This is a genomic window from Gammaproteobacteria bacterium, assembly GCA_021648145.1.
Taxonomy (GTDB): Bacteria; Pseudomonadota; Gammaproteobacteria; order JAADGQ01; family JAADGQ01; genus S141-38.
The window spans coordinates 214,994-236,116 of record JAKITI010000001.1; the positions used below are offsets into that span (position 1 = coordinate 214,994).

Annotated in this window: 11 protein-coding genes and 1 pseudogene; 7 read left to right on the top strand and 5 right to left on the bottom strand. The window is 43.5% G+C overall.

Features of this window, described 5'->3' with window-relative positions:
* Positions 1 to 586: 586 nt before the first annotated feature.
* A pseudogene (locus tag L3J70_01000) lies at positions 587 to 760 on the top strand (acyltransferase).
* Here the strand turns inward: L3J70_01000 and queG are convergent.
* From queG to L3J70_01020, 4 genes are all read right to left on the bottom strand, one after another.
* The gene (gene queG, locus L3J70_01005; protein MCF6234951.1) at positions 717 to 1,760 is read right to left on the bottom strand and encodes a tRNA epoxyqueuosine(34) reductase QueG; all 1,044 of its coding nucleotides are present in this window, start codon (positions 1,758 to 1,760) and stop codon (positions 717 to 719) included. The pseudogene L3J70_01000 and the gene queG sit on opposite strands and share 44 nt — an antisense overlap.
* A 24-nt stretch (positions 1,761 to 1,784) precedes the next feature.
* Complete coding sequence (locus L3J70_01010; GenBank protein MCF6234952.1) at positions 1,785 to 2,414, bottom strand: MBL fold metallo-hydrolase; 630 nt, start codon at positions 2,412 to 2,414, stop codon at positions 1,785 to 1,787.
* Positions 2,415 to 2,423: 9 nt separating this feature from the next.
* A complete protein-coding gene (locus L3J70_01015) occupies positions 2,424 to 5,330 on the bottom strand; it encodes a peptidase S9 (GenBank protein ID MCF6234953.1) in 2,907 nt (968 codons plus the stop codon).
* Positions 5,331 to 5,596: 266 nt separating this feature from the next.
* Positions 5,597 to 6,550: a LysM domain-containing protein gene (locus L3J70_01020; GenBank protein ID MCF6234954.1), complete on the bottom strand. Its 954-nt coding sequence runs from the start codon at positions 6,548 to 6,550 to the stop codon at positions 5,597 to 5,599.
* Positions 6,551 to 6,901: 351 nt separating this feature from the next.
* Here L3J70_01020 and L3J70_01025 point away from each other — a divergent pair, with 351 nt between their 5' ends.
* From L3J70_01025 to L3J70_01050, 6 genes are read left to right on the top strand one after another with little or no spacing between them, the layout of a single operon-like run.
* Positions 6,902 to 7,402: a hypothetical protein gene (locus L3J70_01025; GenBank protein MCF6234955.1), complete on the top strand. Its 501-nt coding sequence runs from the start codon at positions 6,902 to 6,904 to the stop codon at positions 7,400 to 7,402.
* Between the two features lie 55 nt (positions 7,403 to 7,457).
* Positions 7,458 to 8,525, top strand: coding sequence for a hypothetical protein (locus tag L3J70_01030; protein MCF6234956.1), 1,068 nt, complete (start codon positions 7,458 to 7,460; stop codon positions 8,523 to 8,525).
* Positions 8,526 to 8,545: 20 nt separating this feature from the next.
* Positions 8,546 to 14,341 (top strand): OmpA family protein, encoded by a 5,796-nt coding sequence (locus L3J70_01035; protein ID MCF6234957.1) that lies wholly within the window; start codon positions 8,546 to 8,548, stop codon positions 14,339 to 14,341.
* The gene (locus tag L3J70_01040; protein MCF6234958.1) at positions 14,326 to 17,436 is read left to right on the top strand and encodes a hypothetical protein; all 3,111 of its coding nucleotides are present in this window, start codon (positions 14,326 to 14,328) and stop codon (positions 17,434 to 17,436) included. The genes L3J70_01035 and L3J70_01040 overlap by 16 nt, the downstream gene beginning before the upstream one ends.
* Positions 17,437 to 17,469: 33 nt before the next feature.
* Positions 17,470 to 18,129, top strand: coding sequence for a M50 family metallopeptidase (locus L3J70_01045; protein ID MCF6234959.1), 660 nt, complete (start codon positions 17,470 to 17,472; stop codon positions 18,127 to 18,129).
* On the top strand, positions 18,126 to 19,649 hold the full coding sequence (locus L3J70_01050; protein ID MCF6234960.1) for an ABC transporter substrate-binding protein: 1,524 nt from the start codon (positions 18,126 to 18,128) through the stop codon (positions 19,647 to 19,649). The genes L3J70_01045 and L3J70_01050 overlap by 4 nt, the downstream gene beginning before the upstream one ends.
* 241 nt (positions 19,650 to 19,890) lie before the next feature.
* Here L3J70_01050 and L3J70_01055 read toward each other — a convergent pair whose 3' ends face one another.
* Complete coding sequence (locus tag L3J70_01055; protein MCF6234961.1) at positions 19,891 to 21,045, bottom strand: AAA family ATPase; 1,155 nt, start codon at positions 21,043 to 21,045, stop codon at positions 19,891 to 19,893.
* Between the last annotated feature and the right edge of the window lie 78 nt (positions 21,046 to 21,123).

The following is a 21,123-nucleotide window of genomic DNA, read 5'->3' on the forward strand; positions in this document are numbered from 1 at the left end:
TATGTAACATTAAAATCATTAAACAGCAAACCAGATAATATAAAGCATGAGTAAAAACAGCACACCTAAATTTGGAAAACTTAAACGCAGATGGGCCGGGTTCTGGATGCGACGCAGTAGTTTAAGTTGCTTCGGGCGGCAAGCGATGCGCCTTGCCAGTTGGGTGACTCCACCCCACTATAAGCGTGAAGCGCTCTCTGGTATGGGGGAATTTGGCTACATTGCTCCTACCGCAATCCTTTATCATTCGAACTTCAAAGGCGCGCCTAAAACATTTATTGATGAGCACTGTGTTATTTTTCAAAATGATGGCGGCGGTTCAATTCAGTTAAATGATGATGTTCGTATTTACCGAAATAGCACGCTTGAAACAGGAAAAGGTGGATATATTACTATTGGAGCCCACTCCAGCATCCATCCTCGCAATCAACTGAATGCTTATAAAGAGCCAATCATTATTGGCAAGCAGGTCATGATTGCAGCCAACTGTGCTTTTTACTCTTATGATCACGAAGTCTACCCAGACAAGCCTATTCATGAACAGCCCATTTCATCTAAAGGAGCGATTGTGATTGAAGATGAGGCCTGGCTGGGTACCGGTGTTATTGTGCTGAGTGGCGTAACGATTGGTCAGGGTGCAGTCATTGGTGCCGGCTCAGTTGTTACAAAAAGCATACCTGCGGGTGCAATTGCAGTCGGTAACCCTGCCAAGGTCATTAAATATCGAACTGATTTAATGCCCAAACAACATGTTCCCTGACTATTTCAGATGGATGCTCCAGTTTTTTCTTTAAAGCTTGGGTGACCATTGGATGATCAGATGATGTATTGCCAAGCGCGACTGCTATATTTCTGAGCCAGCGTTCATGGCCAATACGCCGAATGGGCGACCCTTCCATTCGCTGTAAAAAGGTTATTTCACTCCAGCCAAACAGCTCGATTAAATCAGCACAATCCAATCCGTGACGGGGATTAAAGTCAGCTTCCTGACTCAATTGAGCAAAACGATTCCAGGGACAAAAGAGCAAACAATCATCACATCCATAAATACGATTTCCCATTAACGGCCTGAACTCTTCTGGAATCGAACCCTGTTTTTCAATGGTGAGATAGGAAATACAGCGGCGTGCATCCAATTGATAAGGTGCAACAATCGCCTGAGTAGGGCAAACTTCAATGCATTCCGTACAGCTTCCACAGTGATTATTGCTGGGTTCATCAGCCATCAGAGGCAAATCGGTATAGATCTCTCCAAGAAAAAACCATGATCCTGCATCACGGTTAATCAGGCAAGTATGTTTTCCAATCCAACCTAAGCCAGATTGTGCCGCCAGCGGTTTTTCCATCACAGGGGCACTATCAACAAAAACTCGATTTGCAAAAGGCTTGGCGATGGTTTCAATTTTATTGACCAGTTTTTTAAGTCGCTGGCGCATCATTTTGTGATAATCACGCCCAAGCGCATAGCGTGAAATATAGGCTTTATCAGGGTTTTTTAATATCTTGAACGGGTCAGCACCCTCGTAGGGAAAATAACCCATTCGAACGGTGATGATACTGATCGTGCCAGGCAATAACTCTTCAGGACGGCTGCGTTTGGTGCCATGTTTTGCCATGTAGTTCATTTCACCGTGGAAACCTGCTTTTAACCACCTCAAGAAATCTTCTTCCGCATGTTTCAAATCAATATTGGCAATACCAACTTGCTGGAAGCCCAATGATTGACCCCAATTCTTTATATCTTTAGATCGCGCCTTCACTATGTTTAGGACGTTGTTGAGTATCTAAGAAAGAAAAGGATTGGTACGCCGTTCATATCCAAAAGTAGACATTCGACCGTGCCCCGCTACAAACCGAACCTCATCACCCAATGGCCATAACTTCTCCCGAATTGATTGTAAAAGCATCTCGTGATCTCCTCTGGGGAAATCAGTTCGCCCGATTGAGCCTTTAAACAGAACATCCCCTACAAAGGCTAATTTTTCATTTTTATTAAAAAATACAATATGCCCAGGTGTGTGCCCGGGGCAGTGATAGACCTCTAACTTTATGTTCCCAAACTCAACAACATCACCTTGTTGTAGCCAGCGATTCGGTGTAAAGCTGGAGACCACAGGAAAGCCAAACATTTCACACTGCTGTGGAAGGGAGTTAAGCAAAAATTGATCTTGTTTATGTGGCCCTTCAACAGGCACTTTTAAGCGATCAACCATTTCAGCAACACCCCCTACGTGATCCAGATGCCCATGAGTAGCTAAAATTATTTTTATTTCAACCCCCAGATCAGTTGCCGCATTTAAAATTTTATCAATGTCCCCGCCGGGATCAATCACCGCCGCTTGAAGTGTTTTTTCACACCATAACAGTGAGCAGTTTTGAACGTAGGATGTCACAGGAATAATTTTAAATTTCATTTTTTAAATTTAGATATCTGTTTGTAATCTGAAATAGAGCATGGTTTTACCATTACGGTCAAATCCATGAGCAAAACCGAGTGCTGGACTGATGCGTGTTTGATAACCCAACACTAAATCCATCGCAATCTCAAAACCTGCACTGGTTCTGATATCATCACCCGAAGGAAAACCACTCTCCCACACCTCATCCTGATCAATAAAAAATGCAGCATGCAACTGCTTGTAAAATAGAGGTGATGTTCCCGAACCTGAAAAAAATTGACTCAGAGGCAATCGGTACTCAAGCGTTCCTGTTGCAGCATATTTCCCTAAATAATACTGCCTTGGATAGCCTCTCAAAGGCAACTCTTCAAATCCAGTTGATCCACCGATTTTAGAGTATTGTTTTTCACCATGTCCACGCTTTATTTTTACGTTTGCATAAAGCACATGGTGCTTAGCCCATGGCATTTTCAAGTAATTGCTAAAAGAAGCTAGATACTCTTTTGCTTTTAAATCACCCCCTGAAATTCCACCATAGTTTCGAAAAGTGAATTTCAATTGATAACCTTCTTCAGGAGAGATCGAATACGGATATTTTTTTCTGTTAGAAAAATAGTATGATGCAAAAAAATTATTTTTCTTCTCTTTAAAATCATGAGAATTTTCAGGAATTTCCGTCTCCATATATTCAACCAATTGAGCTCTTGATTGCTCATAGCCCAACGTAAAAAAATGATTTGATTCCAAACGATTCAATGGAAAGCTCAATGCTACGGATGACTTTCTCTCTTTTTCATAACCATCAATAAAATAATCAACGTATCTAAATGACTGATTGTATGTTTTGAGGGTCAGTGTTGGATAGAAAGAGTTATTTACATAGGTTGCATTGTAATAATTTTCTTTGCTGTCAATGCCATGTGCGTACTCAAGGAACCAGCGGTTATAACCTAAAACATCTTGCCCGGCACTGAATAAACCAAACACATCGCCTTGATGATCTGTTCTGGCCACAGGAAACCAAAAGGTCGGCGCTAAACTGGGGAGTACAGAGTACGGTGTTGTTTTAAAAGGTCCTATTTGTTGATTCTGGAGTTGATCGGGCTTTGAATAATAATCGCTCTTCCAAGCATGTTGAATCGTAACAGGGGTGGGACGAGACCAATGGTTGGACTCAAAATTCACCGTTGCAAGTGAAAAGCCTGTTGATTGATAATTTGAAAAAATAATTTGTTGGCCATCGGCAGATATATCCGGTTGAAAAGCGCCCCCTAGTAGATGCGTGAGTTGAATATTTTGTTCTGTTTTAATGCGGTACACATAAATATTAAATACACCGGTTTTATCACTGCTGTAAATAATTTCCTGACCATCTCCCGTCCAGTCTGGATGAGAAATTTCAAAATAGCCTGCTTGAAGCAGTTCATGTCGATCTTCATCAATATGATAAAGAAAAAGGCGACTGCTACCTTCGTTGTTCTTTGCGGTATAAACAATGGAGCGACCATCGGGTGACCATCGTGGTGAATTAATCGCGGTAAATTTTTCATCGCTAATAACTTTCAGTTCAGATGGATCTGTTAATAGATGGTTTGAATCGGCAGGTAAAATCACCAGAGATTGTTGACCCCGTGAATTCATCACAGCAACCAGTTGCTTTCCATCGGGTGACACATCCGGCTCACGAAGCCGTAAGCCATTAGTCATACGATTTAAACGCCCCTGCACTAAATCATAGTGGTATAAGTCCTGATATATATTAAAGCCATGATTGACTTCAATCTGGCTAAAGTAGATTTTTTCACCGTTTGATGACCAGGATAGGCTCGGCTCAGTTGAGTGGACTCTCGTCAGCACCTTTTCATTAGAACCATCACTATTGGCAACCATAATCAATGAATGCTGGTGAGGATCCTGCTTTTGATAAACAATGAACTTACCATTAGGGCTGTAACGAGGCGCATTGAGTTGTTGCCCCTTCAAATCCAGCACCACCATCTCTGTCAACGGCGTTGTTTGCAATTTTTGAATTTGTAAACTCTGCTCTTGTTGCATTTGATCAACCATTTCCTGATATAGATCAAGGTAGCTTTTCCCATCAAACAGTTGCTCAGCCGCACCATTAATAAAATATGGAACACGTCCTGCATGTTTTTTATTGAGCTTTGCCACAGTTTCAATACCATATTGATCAATCATATATTTTTGCAGTGCCAAACCAAAAATATAAGGCATTGAACCCCCGGGCCAATCAGGCATATCACCATTGATTTGATCAATTGATGGAATATTATTTTCACTGATCGCCATGCGATAAATCATATCAAAATAGCTGCTGCGCCCTCGCCCTGCCGGTGTAAATTCGGTTTCAGACCAGGTTGCAATGCCTTCATGCCACCAGCTCGGTAAATAGTTATTGGGGGAAACCGTGAAAAAAAATAGCAAAGGTGATAACCCTAAAACTTCGAATGAAGAGACAGGTTTTCCAAAAATGGAACGCATCACTTTCGAGTAACCACGCGCTGAATCCAGAGATAGAATGTGGCTGTATTCATGTATAAACAGCAATCTTAACCAATCATCATGACCGCTTAATACCGAAGCACTTGATGGAAAAACAGGAAATATTCTAATGATGTTACGCGGTAATGATGTGGCTGAGCCATTCGTGATATCCATCTCATCAATAATCACGATGTCGGTTTTGTTTTCAGGAGTCCAGCCAAATGTTTTGACTAAACGCGGGTGCTCCTCTTCAGCAATGGTCGTTATTTGCTTGGCAATGGTTTCAAGTCCGGCGTGATAATGCACCTTGAAGTGCTCGCTCTCAATCGTGGAAAATTTGAATGAAGTATCAAAATTTGCCGCCTGCAAACAAGCTGATTGTATGAGAAAAAAAGAGAAAAAAAACAGGAGGAAATACTTTTTCATTCCAAGTGCGCCCAGCATTTAATGAGCGCCATTTTCTATGATACTGACTGTAAAGTCACTTAAATATTGAATTTTTATTCAGTAAGGGCTCTTTGAACGGCTCATACTTTCCAGGTCGACTACGTTAAAATGGGGCTCCTTGAAGTAGGTTTCTAATACCTTGCGCGGCATTAAAATGTGCATGATAAAGATAAATGCAATATTGAGCAGCATCATGAAAAACAGAACTATGAAAACGGCAAGTAGAATGTCTATCAGTGAGTTCATCATTGGCATATCTTGTCGGTTCCAGTACCTGAGACAAAATCCACCTGGCTGCCGTATTTGTCATAAGCCAGTGTCGCCCCCTTTCCTGCCCCATAACTTATGGTGGTGCTACCAATTGCCAGTACAATCGCGGTTCCCCAGCCAATCGGATTGGACACTAAAAACAGACCAATAGCCGAGCCTAGAACCACCCCCGCTGCCGCGCTGGCAATGGTCTCAACAAATACTTCGTTTTTTTCTTTTGTATCCGCAGTATTGGCGATTTTCATACAGGCGGCGGTTAACCCCACGCCCATCAGCACAAGGCCGCCGTGTCGACTGAGCCCCGCCAGCCTTTGCAAGCGGCCAGCATGTCGTTCGATGTGAGCCGTTGCCGGAATACCACCGGCTCGGGCAATGCGGATGCTTTCGTGGGTGGTCTGTTTACCGAATATCATTTTCTCAAACAGCCCTATGTTTTTTTTGAGCCGGTTCAGTGAGGCTTTGCGCCGAGAATCATATTGTCCTTTGGTTATATTGCCGGATTTGTAATCGGCGTAATGATCACTGACCTTATTAATCAAGCTGACATTGCCGGGGCTAAGTAAATTTCCCGCAGTGCCCATGGCAATACCGCCAGGAATGGTTAAAAAATTTGCATTGTGTTCCATCCAGGCAAGCACCGAAAAGTTTTGCATATCATCGTTATGCACATGCTCCGCGATAAACCGAGGGGGTATGATTGGCTTTGCTGTGGTGAGTTGGCTGACGGGCGGCAGTACCCCCAGACGCAACATGTCGCCTTTTCTGATGAAATCTGGGTTTTTTATATGAGGGTTCAGTGCGAGCAGGTACTGAGCCGTTTCCGCATAACGAGTAGCGCCCTGAGTATAGCCAAACATGTAGTGGATAATACCGGAAAAAGTGTCTCCACTTCTTATTTTGTATTCGTAATAAAGGTTGCTCGAGGTCATAGTTTGTTCCTTGTTGAAGGATGATCGTATCAAAAGGCAGTTTTGAGGGTAATAGTCCGATAACAACCCTTAAAGATAAAGTCCCTCTAGCACAAAAAAACATTAAAAATTTTAAAGCATATTCATAATAATTCAAGTTTCCAATTATAGATATTATATGGTGATGCAACCGTTTCCTGAATTCGCGCAGTATAGAGAGCTTTGAACAACTCATATTTCCCACCTCAACTGCGTTAAAAAAATTTTATGACGCTCCCCCCCCCAGCTTCACCTATTTAAGTAATAAAAAACAATACCGATAATAGTAGTCAGGGAATTATTTGATAAAGCTTCGTCAACAAGGTCATGTTCATGAAACAAGGAAAGTTATTACCATTCATCGCTACTTTTATCGTTATATTCACTTTTTCTTCCAGCACTGTTTTGGCGGGTGAAAAAGGTGTGATCGAACTTACGATGACTGTATTCGAAGAGGTTGAAATCACCAATGAGAACAATGAAAAAGTAATAAAGCTCATTGATCCAAAGAGCATTGTTCCTGGTGACAAGGTTGTATACACAACCCAGTATTACAACAAAGGCGATCAAGCAGCCGACCAGGTCGCGATTACCAACCCGATTCCCAAAAATCTTATTTATATTGACGGCAGTGCAGAGCAAAGTGGTGCTCCAGTTATTTTTTCATTTGATCGCGGTAAGAGTTTTGATGTCGCAGAGAAACTAATGATCAAAAACAGTGATGGAACACATCGTGCGGCCACCAATAAAGACTACACCCATGTTCGCTGGATTATCGAGTCAGTGGGTTCGAGAGACAAAGGGGCTGTGCAGTTCAGTGCCAAGCTGGAATAAGCGAACACTATTTATTAAAAACTCACGGATAATATAGAACACAAGGAAGAGAGTTATGGTCGCTCAACGATTAATAACAATATCTATCAGCGCTATTATCGTACTGATATTTTTAGCAAGTTCATCTAATGCCATGGCTTTGACAGCTTCTGGCACCAATATCAGCAATCAAGCCACCGTTGGCTATACAGTCAACAGCGTTTCCCAGACAGATATCACCAGTACCGCTGTTACTTTTATGGTGGATGCCAAGGTTGATCTCACGGTCACTGGTGCGGTTAATATTAATGGTACCCCAGGTGATGCTAACTTTTATGCCCTGAAGTTCACAGTCACCAACACAGGCAATGAAATTTTTGACTTCAACCTTGCTTATGAGGCAGGAACCACAGATTTCACAGCGACCGAATTGGCAATTCATATTGATGATGGTAATGGTACGTGGGATGGTGTGGGAACAGATACAGCAGGTACACAACTGAATGATATTGCCGCCAACGGCTCAGCCGTAGTCTTCCTGATCGGAAAAATTCCAGCAACCGCCACGAATACCCAGAGCGCCATTTACAACCTGATGGCATCAGCCTTACTCTCTGACGGAAGTGCCATTCCTGCTGAGGCCACTGATGTAGTCACCACAAAACAATACATCTATGCAGATGGTTCAGGCCCTCATTCCAGTGATATTGCTAATGATACTGAACACTCTGACTCTTTGGCTTTTGTCATACAAACAGCAGTATTGACCATCACAAAAACATCCTCCGTTATTTGGGATCCAGTGAATACTACGACCGCCCCCTTTTTTCACATTCCAGGTGCAATCATTGAATACGTTATTACTGTTACGAATGGCACCGGTGCATCGCAAGCAGATGCCATAGTTATCACCGATACATTAAATGGTAATTTAGCCATGCCAACCGATGATGCACGCAAGTTTTCCGCCGGTAGATCAATCGAATTGACGATCCCTAATCTTTATTCCGGTAATGCCACGGCCTTGACCGATATCAGTGATGGTGATGAAGCTACAGTAGCAAGTCAAGACATCACTGTGACAGGCATCATGCTTACGGCAGGCCAATCAGCCACAGTAAAAATCAGAGCTGAAATTCAGTAAACGACTTAAAAATTTATGAGATGGAAGCTCATTTTACGAGGGTTAATAAAACCATAGCGGCACTGTTGTTGATATTTTTGTCATCATCCAGCGCAGCATTCACGTCAGCTGATACCGTCATTAGCAATACTGCAAACATCAAATATCAGGTCAATGCCGGGCTACAATTTTCCAAATCATCTAACAGTAATCAGTTCGTCGTGCTAAATCGAGAGCACTTGAATCAAGGATCAGTCACTGTGAGTGGTATGGATGGAATCAACCTTTTTCCGGGCAATAGTATCGTTCTGAATATCGAGGTCAAAAATGATGGAATCAATCAGTTAAGAGAAGGTCGTCTACGTATCAATTATCCCGCCGACATCAGTTTTTTCCTAGTGGATGACCACACCACACTGATATCACAAAGCACTGATAATGGCATAACAACCCGCCTGTACGATATAGGAAAAATAGCTGTTCAAGAGAACCAAACCTACAGCGTAACACTCAATATTCCTATTGATTCAAACATCACTTCCAACGATATCATCATTGACTATCGCGCCAATAACGCAGACATCACCCGCCGGGCAACTTCCCTGCCCCTGGCTGCACGGAGCCAAAGTGTTTTACAGTTGCTGAAATACTCAAAAGATGATGATGCCTTTCCGCTCACGGTCAACCCAACTGAGTTTATGCAGTCTGATGGCAATTTTTCCCTAATCAAGCCACCCATGATCGAGGCGACAGGAGTCAGTGCGACATCTGTCCCTATTTTTGTTAAATCTGCGACTGATTTCATACACAATCAAATCATATTTATCAAACTCAGCGATGCGGATCAAAATATTGATCCGAGCAAAAAAGAGAGCATAGAGATTGATTTTAAGATAGAAGTGAATGGTGAACAAGAGCGCTTGAAATTAACTGAAACAGAGATTAATAGCGGCATATTCAGCGGCTATATCACACAAAATATTGATGACACCCCTACAAAAAATAACGGTGTACTTAATGTTTATAGTAACAGTAAAATCAACATCAACTACACCGATAAAACTGATAGCAGTGACAGCCCTGTCCGTACTATTCTAGTCAACCCGCCCAAAAGTCATATATACATACAGCGCACGGCCAACACCGCTAACATTTCGCTGGGTGATTTCATCCACTACACCGTGAAGCTTGAAAATGTAGATAGCGAAACCATCAACAACGTGACCCTGACCGATATCTTGCCTCACGGATTTAGACTGAAAACTAATTCAGTAAAAATCAATAAAATACGAACTATAGCTCCAGCTATTTCTGCTAATGGCAGAGCGCTTATTTTTAGTCTGGAAACCATGGAGAGCAAAAAAACTTATACCATTGATTATATTGCTGCCGTAGGTGCTGCTCGGCGTGGTGAAGCCACAAGCACCAGTCACGCCATTGCCAATGGCGGTGCTGTCACTTCCAATACCGCCAAACTTAACACTCAAATCATTGAGGAGTTAATGCGCAGCCGTGCCATTCTTATGGGGCAAGTGATCATTGGAAGCGATCTGGAGAAAAGCAGAGGAAAATCGGGGCTGGCTGGAGTTAGAATTTACATGGAAGATGGTCGTTATGCCATCACCGATGAGTATGGGATGTACAGCTTCAACAACATTACTCCAGGCAATCATGTTGTTCAGCTTGATCTTGATACCCTGCCACAGAAATATGAAGCCATGCTGCACGAAGAGAACACTCGCTTTACCGGTCGCGCCTGGTCACAATTTGTAGATATACAAGGCGGCACACTATGGCGAGCTGATTTCCATGTCGCTCTCAAACCTAATCCACTGGGCAATATTTCACTGCAAATCAGTAGCTCTGAACTGCTCAATAACGACGAGATTGAATATCAGGTTTCACTGCACAGTGAAACGGTTGCCACCGACGATATACGTCTGACTTTCATGATCCCGACCAACACGGAATATAAAGCAGGCAGCAGCACACTGGAAATGAAAACAATTTCTGAGCCAGATATTAATCGCAACATGCTCACCTTTCGCCTGGGTTCTAAAAGTGGTGACTGGAACCAAAAGCTTCGTTTCAGTGTGCAAGGCATCGCACAAAACAGTTCATCGGAACTACTCAGTAAGGCGTTCATGATGTTCAACACGCCGGAAAAACACAATCAACGTACTCCAGTGATCGACCACTCAATCAGAGTTAAAACAACGCAAAGCTCACAACAAGTTATTGAAAAAATTATATTGAATATAAGTTTTGAATCGGGTGACGACAAAATCAGCAAAGAAAACAGGCAATACCTTGTCAAGTTTGCAGAACAAATCAAACAGCATAAAAATTTAAAAATTCATGCCACTGGACACTCAGATCATTCACTGTTTCGGAAAGGATCCGCTAAAGAACGGTTCGGTGATAACTACGGTCTCTCTGAACATCGCGCGCTCACCATCGCCAATGAGCTGCGCGACATACTCAGGCTCACACCCAGTCAAGTCACCATTGAAGGTCGAGGTTCTGACAACCCTGTTGCCGACAACTCAAGCAAAGCAGGCCGCAAAGCCAATCGTCGTGTAGAACTTGATATTTATAGTGAAAAAATGGTCACAACAAAAGAGAGTACTTCTATTAAAGCTCTGCGCGGTGAAAAAATGGAGGTGATCACTCAAGGCAGCCACGTACAAGCGCCCATCATCAATACCCTGCAAAAAAGCACTCAAACACCACAATTTAACCGGCAATGGCTAGCGAAACAAAAAGCAGAAATTGAGTGGGTTTATCCACAAAAAAATGACTTGCCCGACATTGCCAGTACTCGCATTGTCATTAAACATTTGAATGGACAACAAGTCACTTTATTACAAAACGGAAAATCTGTAGAAAAAGTCAACTTTGATGGCATGTTGAAAGATCAAAGCGGTATCTCTATGAGCCGCTGGTCAGGTGTCGATCTAGAGGATGGCGATAATATTTTCGATGTCACGATTAAAGACAAAAATGGCCAGATCATTCAGAGCTTTATTCGCACTGTTCATTTTTCGACTGATCCTGTCGATGCTGAAATTGTCGAAGAGAAATCAACCTTGATTGCCGATGGCATCACCCCTCCCGTGATCGCGATTCGTCTGCTCGACAAAGGTGGATACCCCGTACGTAAAGGTATCAGCGGTCAGTACAGAATCGCCCCACCCTATAAAGCAATTCGCTCTAACAAATTTAATACTGATGTTATGCCAGGTGCATCAAATAATCGACAAGAGTATCTCGTTCATGAAGATGGCATTGCACTGATTACTCTGGATCCCACCATTGAATCTGGCAAAGTTAAAATTTCACTGCCATTGACTAATAACTCCACAAAGAAGTTGACCACCAGGCTTATAGCAAAAAGTGGAGGCTGGGTATTGGTCGGTATTGCTGAAGGCTCCGTGGGTTACAAAACATTGAGCAAGAACTCGACACCATTAACAGTCAGCACAGACAAAGATCATCTCTACAAAGAGAACCGTATCGCCTTTTTTGCCAAAGGCCAAGTACTGGGGAAATGGTTGATGACAATTGCCTATGACAGCAATAAATTTCGCCCTAAAAAAAATGACCCCGAACTATTTCAGACCATTAATCCAGACCGCTACTACACACTATATGGCGATAAAGCATCCAGCGATTTTGCTGCCGCCAGCAGTGAGAAACTCTATTTGAAACTGGAACGTGATGAGTTCTATGCTCTATTTGGTGATTACCAAACAGGGCTGAATGATGTCAAACTGGCAAAATACCAACGCACCCTCACTGGCATTAAAACACGCTATCAGGATGAATACCTTGATGTGGTTGTTTTCGGCAGTCGAAGCAATCAAGCCTTTGTCAAAGATGAATTTCGTGGTAAAGGTCTCACGGGGCCCTATCAGCTCACACGCAATAATATCGCGATGAATAGTGAAAATATTATCATTGAGGTGCGTGATCGCTTTCGCAGTGAAGTCATTTTATCCACCACTGAAATGACTCGTTACCTGGATTATCAAATTGATTATCGCACTGGCATCATCACTTTTCGCCAACCTCTATTCAGTACAGATCAAAATTTTAACCCACAATTCATTGTGGTGAAATATGAATCTTTTGATGCCACAGATCGCAGCACGACCTACGGTGGCCGCGCTGAGATCAATGTGAATGAAAAATTGGCAATGGGTATCACACACATCAACGAAGGTCGCACAGGAGGCGAAGCCAAACTTAGTGGCACGGATATCACTTATCAACTTTCAGAAAAAATCAAATTACGCATTGAAGCTGCGATCACCCGCGATAAAAAAGAGACACGCTCTGATATTCAAGGCAGCGCTTATCTGGCTGAAATTGAGCATCAGACTGATAAAACAGTCAGCAAAATTTATTACCGTGATCAGGGGAGTGGTTTTGGTCTGGGCCAAACCAACAGCTCTGAAGATAATATGCGAAAAATGGGGGCTGAAACCCTCCTGAAAGCCACGAATAACATGACCATTAAAGGTCTGGCCTATCGTCAGGAAAGCAGCGCCAATGAGTCGCGCAGAGATGTGATTGAAGCACAAGGTCAGGGAAAAATTGGCGATACCCATTTGCGTTTGGGGTTACGATCCGCTCGGGATAGACGTGGCAGCGGCAGAAAAAATGATTCACAACAAATTACGACAGGTATGAGCCACCGCTTCATAGACGGTAAAATAGTCACCCGCATTGATCGTGAACAAAACTTAAGACGAGGCAACAGCCTTGATTTTCCAAATAGAACCCGCATGGGTGTTGACTATAGAATCACTCGTAAAAGTACACTATTTGTTGAGCAAGAGTTTACCGATGGTGAAGTGAAAAAAACACGAAATACTCTGGCTGGAATTAAATCAACCCCTTGGCAAGGGGGGGAAATATACACCGGTATCAAACAATCGTTTAATGAACAAGGAGGCACCACGAGCGCCAACGTCAGTGGACGACAAAAGTGGAAACTTACAGATCGGTGGAACATGAATATAGGCGCTGAAGAGGTTAAAACCCTCAACTCTTCATCTGATTACTCACTTACGCCCCTTGAGGCGAATGATTTCAGTGCTGGCTCCGTTGGTCTGACCTATGCGCCTGGCAGCTGGATGTGGAGCACCCGACTCGAAGCGCGTAATAGCGCCAAAGAAACTCGTCGGCAACTGGCCACCTCAATGCAAAGCAACCCTAATAACCAACTATCAACACTGACGACATTAGTGCACTCACGCAGTGAACAAGCAACAACAGGAATCAGTCAAAAAGAGAGTGATATTCGCCTCGGCCTAGCTTACAGACCTGCTTTAAAATATGATCATAACCGTTGGATTATTCTTGATAAACTTGACTTGAAGCAGCGTGATGTGAGTGGTGGAACTCAAGATGAAAACAACTGGCGGGTCATTAATAGTCTTAATGCAAACTATAAAATGGATCGCTGGCAGATATCACTTCAATATGCCGCCAAGATTGTTAACGAACAATATAATGATCTCAGATACACAAGTTTTACCGATCTGACAGGGTTTGAAATGCGTTACGATATTTTGTCAGATTGGGATGCTGGTATTCATGGTGCTGCTCTACGTGCCAGAAAACTTAATCATTATGACTACAGCAGCGGTATCTCTATTGGCCACTCGATGGTCGATAACATCTGGATCAGTCTCGGTTATAACTTCACAGGCTTTTATGATGAAGATTTTTCACGTAGCAATGACACCCGTGAAGGGGGTTATGTGAAATTTCGTATAAAATTTGATCAGCGTAGCGCCAAAGAAGCATTGCAATGGTTGAAAAAATAGCAAGTTTGGTGCGAGCACTCGAACCGCAGTATAGGTATCACGGTGCAGCCATGGCATTTTTGCTGATTATGTTGGTGCCTGTCCGTGAGGCTAATGGTGCTATTTCATATGTGCAGAAGGTGGGTGGGTATGCTCTGGATCACTCTTGGAGCACAACCGCCATTACTATTCCGGTAACGGCTTCTGTCACGGTTGGCAATAGCATTATTGTTTCTATATCGTGGGCATATTCTGGTTCCGGTGTGGTATTTACATGCAGTGATGATGCCGGAAACAGTTATTCAACAGATGTAAGCAGTTACAGCTCTGTTGCGCTTGTGTATACCGTTATCTGTTCTGCACACAATGTTAATGCGCTTGGCACCAGCAACAACATTACTGTCACAACCACTGATCCTGGCGGGAATGCTACCGGTGCGGCGGTCAGTATTCATGAATTTTCAGGGTTGTTACCTGCTTCGCCGCTTGATCAAACCAGTGGGAATTTCGGAGGTTCCGGAGCTCCCGTCACCGTATCTTCTGGAGATACTGCCATTACGACACAGACAAATGAACTGCTGATTGGCGCGATAGGTGCAGATGATGATAACTCCCCCATTTTTACAGCAGGCAGTGGCTACACTCTATTGGAGTCTGTGATCTATGGCGGGTTGTTTCCAGGCAATCTCAGCATTGAATACAAAACCGTATCCACAACGGGTGCTTACCGCGCTGATGGTTCTTTGAGTAACGTTGCTTGGGGTTGGTCTGCAGTCATTGCCACCTACAAGGCTGCACCGACAATCGCCCTCTCCGGCAGCTGTAAACGAGTGGATCAGGTAACCGACTGTAGCGAAACGGGTACAGTGCGTTTCGCCGTCAATGGTACCTTACAGCCGCAAACGCAAACAGTGGTCGGTGGAATCTGGACAATTTCCGATATTGATGTCCTCGTTAGCGGCGATGTGATTACCATTTTTATTGATGGAGCAACAGACATCCGTGAGGCCGTAGCAGTGACACGATACGATGGTACAGGCAACATCACGGGGGTTGAACTACTTGAAAAACACTTAGCCATCGGCAGCGACGACAATCAGACCATAAGCAATAACGACCTGAGCCTGTATGATAGTTCCACCAGCGGCGATGAAGATATTTTTTATGATGTGAGCAATGCCAATGATTTAACGGTCGATATATTTGGAGCTTATACCACCGAAAAGCTTTACATTAAAAGCGGCAACACCTTTCGACCTGACAGTACTGGGTCTGGCAATGTTAGCTCACAAGACATAGAGATTAATGGCACGTTTATCGCAGACAGCAATAACATCACTCTAAATGGTTACTGGAAAAACAATTCCATATTTAATGCTGGCACTTCTACTGTAAATTTTACAGCAGGGTCTGGCACGGAAAACATTGATTCGATCAATGCCAGTGTATCTGATTTTTACAATCTCAGTTTTAATGATGGAGGTGGCGCTGCAACCTATCAACTTGAATCTCTCTTAAGCGTACTCAACGATCTTAGTGTGGTTGATGGTCTTCTGAATACCAAGTTCGGATCAAACTACGCGGTAAATGTCGGTAGAGATTTTTTACAGACAGGCGGGCGAGTTGAGGCACGTCTTTCAACCATCACCGTAGCGCGTAATTTTGTGGCGGATGGCAGTGAAATCAGTGATGGCTACAACGGTGCGCATCTTGTTATGAGTGGAACGGGCTCTCTGTTTTATAACAACTTGAGCCTTGGTTGGGTAAATGGCTTTCGTTACTTGACTGTTGGGCAATCAAACAATACTACGACTCTAACCCCCTCCAACTCTTTGGCTGTGTTTAATCAGCTTTCGGTAGGTTCAGGCAGCTTAATGGGGTATCAATATAAAACACTTATTTTGAGAGGTATACCAACCCCTTTGGTTGTTCATGCCGATTCAATAATTGATGTTTTTCAGTTACGTTTTTTTGGAAATGGTGTACAGGAGTTACCACCATTGAACAACGGTTATGACTCCGGCATCAAGCTTTCCCGTCACGGAACAATCATTAGGCAAACAGGAGATATTCGGATTAATGGGAGTAATAATTTAATTCTGGATGGTGATGGATTTGCAGACCGTGCGGTAACATACAACACCAATGGTTTTGACTTAATGGTAGGTGGCAAGGTACAAGTTGGACAAGGCGGAGACACCGTTTTGAAACGTCTTGATATCACAAACAACACCGTTACTGTGGGTGGCAATATTGAGGTTCGCAGTGGCGGCAGCGTTCAGGCGGATATTGTCTCAACAGGTTCCACCGTTATTTTAAATGGGTCGGCGTTGCAAACGATTACCACGAACAGCAGTGATTTTAACCACCTTACGGTCAATAACGCATCCGCCGCAGGTGTCAATTTTACCGATTCATTTTCAGTCAATAATTTTACCAACACCACGGCAAACTCAAAAATGACCTTTGCTTCTGGGCAGAGCTATACCATTAATGGAGCTGCCACATTGCAAGGCACCAGTGGCCAACTAATCACACTCGCACCCTCCTCCCCCGGAACGCGCTGGAATTTTGTGCTTAATAGTGGCGCAACCAAAGTAGTTGATTACGTCAATGTCTCGTGGTCTGATGCCTCTGGATCGCACACAACACAAAAACCCATATTGCCCACCAATTCAAATAACGGTGGCAACAACATCGACTGGTTTGGGTCAAACATCAGTGTAAACAAAACAAGCGCCCTTATTTCTGATCCAGTCAATAGTACAGGCGCAGGTAAAAACCATATTCCTGGCGCGATTGTGGAATATATCATCACCACCACCAACTCGGGTGACAGCTCACCAGATGCCAGCAGTATTACCATTACTGATTCGGTTGACGGTAACGTTGAATATGATGTTTCAGGTATCAGCTTTGCTGCTTACAACTCTGGTTTGAGCGTCGATACCGTCACCTATGCCCATAAAGATACCCCAACACTCTATAACTACTCGCCGACCGGAACTTACGATCCAAACGTTGCCGGTATCAAAATAACCACCAATGGCACTTTTAATCATAGTGATGCACCTGATCCACGTTTTGCCGTAACCTATCGTATAAGGATTAAGTAAATAAAAACCAAAAGGGCTGATATACTCCTGCTCATGCAACCAAAATCACAATCTGAACTCCTTGTTTTTATTATTGGCGCATTTATTTTATCCGCCATCCCTTTTGTTCATTGGCCATTTTCATGGCTGGAAACCTATTTCCATGAAATATCACACGGTTTAGCAGCCATCATTTCAGGCGGCTCCGTTGATCGAATTGAGCTGCACTTAAAAGGCTCAGGCCTGTGTTACACCATTGGAGGCTGGAAACCTTTGGTCAGTTTTGCAGGGTATGCCGGAGCCATTATCTGGGGTGCAATCATCTATCTGGGCGCACACTCTCCCGGAGGCAACAGCCGCTGGATGGCTTTTGCCATACTGTTACTCATGGTAATTTCAGGGCTGCTCTGGGCGCGAGATATGATTACTATTTTAATTATGCTCATTATTTCTGGCTTGCTGTATGCTTCATTCACCTATGTCAAAGGTCAATTGTTTCATCGTTTGATGGCCTTTGCTGGAATTTATGTGCTTGTCAGTGCCGCTCGCTCGCCATTAACCCTTATTGATGGACGAGATCTCGGTGATGGTGCAGCGCTTTCTGATCTGACCTGGATTCCTGAATTGATTTGGGTGGCTGTATGGTGCTTGATGGCCATTGCAACTTTAGTCATTTTATGGAGAATACTCGGACAACAAACTAACATTAAGTGAAAACAGGAATACCTGACATTTTATTCTTTCCTAAAAAAATAATTTTACTGGCACTACTATTTATTGGCTTTCTTCTGACACTCACAGCCTGTTCAGATAGCAGCTCACCCGCTTTGCGATTCGCACTTTCGAGCGCACCGGTAACACTTGACCCACGCTTTGCCACGGATGCCACATCATCACGAATTAATCGCCTGATTTATCGTCGACTGGTCGATTTTGATGAACAATCACTGCCTAAGCCCGACCTGGCGACATGGAAACAGTTAAGCCCAAAACACTATCGCTTCAAACTTAGTGAAAATGATGGCCGTACCTTTCATGATGGTTCATATTTATCATCTGCCGATGTTCAAGCGACTTACGATAGCCTGCTGGATAAAAAAAATGCCTCTCCTCATCAAGGTTCACTCAGCAATATTGAACGTATTGAAACCCCCGATGATGAAACCATTGATTTCTACCTAAAAGAACCCGACCCTCTTTTCCCTGGAAAGCTAACGATCGGCATTCTACCTGCACACGCCATCACTTCAAATCATCCGTTTCAAAGCCAGCCCATTGGCAGTGGCCCTTTTGCATTAAGCAACTGGACATATGAAGGAAAACTACAGTTAACTCGTGTGAGCGATCAACAGACCCTCGAATTTCTTCACGTCAAAGATCCTACCGTGCGTGTGCTCAAATTGTTACGTGGTGAAGTGGATATGCTGCAAAGCAACCTCTCTCCTGAACTGGTCAATTACCTGAGAGAGAAGCCTGACTTCAAAGTCTTACAGACAAAAGGCTCCAACTTTACCTATCTGGGTTTCAATATGGAAGACCCCCAAGTCGGCCAGCATAGCGTTCGCAAAGCCATTGCCTATGCGATTGATCGTGATTCAATTATTAAATACATCTGGGGCGGTGCGGCTCACCCGGCCAATGCCCTGCTCCCCCCTGCACACTGGGCCGGAAATTCGCAGCTCAGCAGCTATCAACATAACCCCAACACCGCGCGCCAGCTCCTCAAGCAAGCAGGATTCACGAAAGACAATCCACTAAAAATCACATATAAAACATCCAGTGATCCCTTTAGAATTCGCCTCGCCACCATCATTCAAAGCCAGCTTGCCGAGGTGGGAATTGAAGTCAAAATACGCAGTTATGATTGGGGCAGTTTTTACGGTGACATCAAAGCAGGTCGCTTTCAACTGTATAGCCTTAGCTGGGTCGGAATCAAAAGCCCAGATATCTTTCAATACATATTTCACAGCAGCATGATTCCACCGAGCGGTGCCAACCGGGGGCGCTATATCAGCCCAGTCGCAGACCAGCTTATTGATGCCGCAAACGTTGCAACAGACCGGGGCGAACAAGCCCAAAAATATCAGCAGCTACAAGCCCATGTCTTTGAAGAGTTACCCTATATCCCACTCTGGTATGAAGACCATATTTTCATAGCGAAAGCCAATATTATTGGCTACACTCTGGCAACAGACGGCAATTATGATGGCCTAATCAATACAACAAAGGAGTGATTCTTGAGCCTGAAAACCTCAATTGAAGTCACAAGAGCAGATTTTCAAAGCAGCTTTTAAAATTTCAGTTCGATTTTTATTATTAGCCTGCTGAACATGAAGAAACTTATCTTCATAACTATCATCTAACCGTGCATTAATTCTCATAAACCAGCTCCCAGTATGACGTGACATACATATTATATACCCTACCCAATGATATATTCTACGAACCATATGTGAGTGCGATCACTTGCAGGATCTAGGTGACATCAAAATCACCTTGCCAAAGTGCGCGACAAAACAGGCTGGCAGGCATAATGCGAATACCGTCATCTGTCAGGCGTTCTTTATTTTCCAGACAAACGATAATACGTTGCTGAACCTTGGGCTGGTCTTTTATGAGTTCCCTCAAGCCCTTTAAGTGACTGTTCTTGATTTTACGGCTGGCTTTCACCTCAATAGCTATATCCATATCACCAATAATAAAATCAACTTCAAGCCCTGAGCTTAAACGCCAATAACTCAGCTCATAAAAGAGTTCGGCATACTGTGAATAGCATTTCAGCTCATGAAACACCCAGTTTTCAAATGCCTTGCCATACAGCTCCGAACCAGGCTCAAGCGTATGGCGTTTTGCCAGCACATTTACAACACCAATATCGTTAAAATAAAACTTTGGCGTTTTGCTCACCCTTCTTTTAGGACGATGACGATAGGCGGGCAACCAGCACCCCAATAAGGTGTCTTGCAGAATTTGGAAATATTCTTTAACGGTATTATTGGCAACGCCACAATCACTGGCGATATTGGCATAATTAACCATTTCACCATCTGTTAAGGCGACAATATCCAAAAAATCAGCAAAAGCAGGCAGATTGCGCACCAAGCCTTCAGCGGCAATTTCTTCCTTTAGATAATCAGAAATATAAGCTTGAATATAGCGTCGCGGATTCGTTTTATCATAGTGGTTGGGTAAATACCCGTGGTTGAGTATGCGTGTTAAATCAAAACTATCGCCTAATTCCGCAGAGGTCAAACCATAGAGTTCATAGCGTATGGCTCTGCCGCCTAATAAATTGGCATGGCCTCGTTTTACCTTTCTGGCGCTAGAGCCACAAAGTGCAAAGTGTATGTCCCGATTTTCAATCAGCCAGTGCACTTCATCCAGTAATTGAGGGACTTTTTGAATCTCATCAATAATAACGAAACCATGCTCCGTACCAGCCAATAACTCCTCCCTGAGCCATTCAGGGTGTTGTGTATAGCGCCGGAATTCATCGGCCTTTAATAAATCCACCCACAAAGCTGTCGGGTAGCATTTTTTAAGTAAGGTGGATTTACCCGTTTGCCTTGGGCCCCAAAGAAAGAAGCTTTCTTGCTGCTTTAGAGGAAGTTTTAATTGTCTTTTATACACAGTGCAGTCACACCTTGTTTACGTTGCTAGGGCCTATCCGATAATAATCATTGCAACTGCATAATAACATGTAATTAT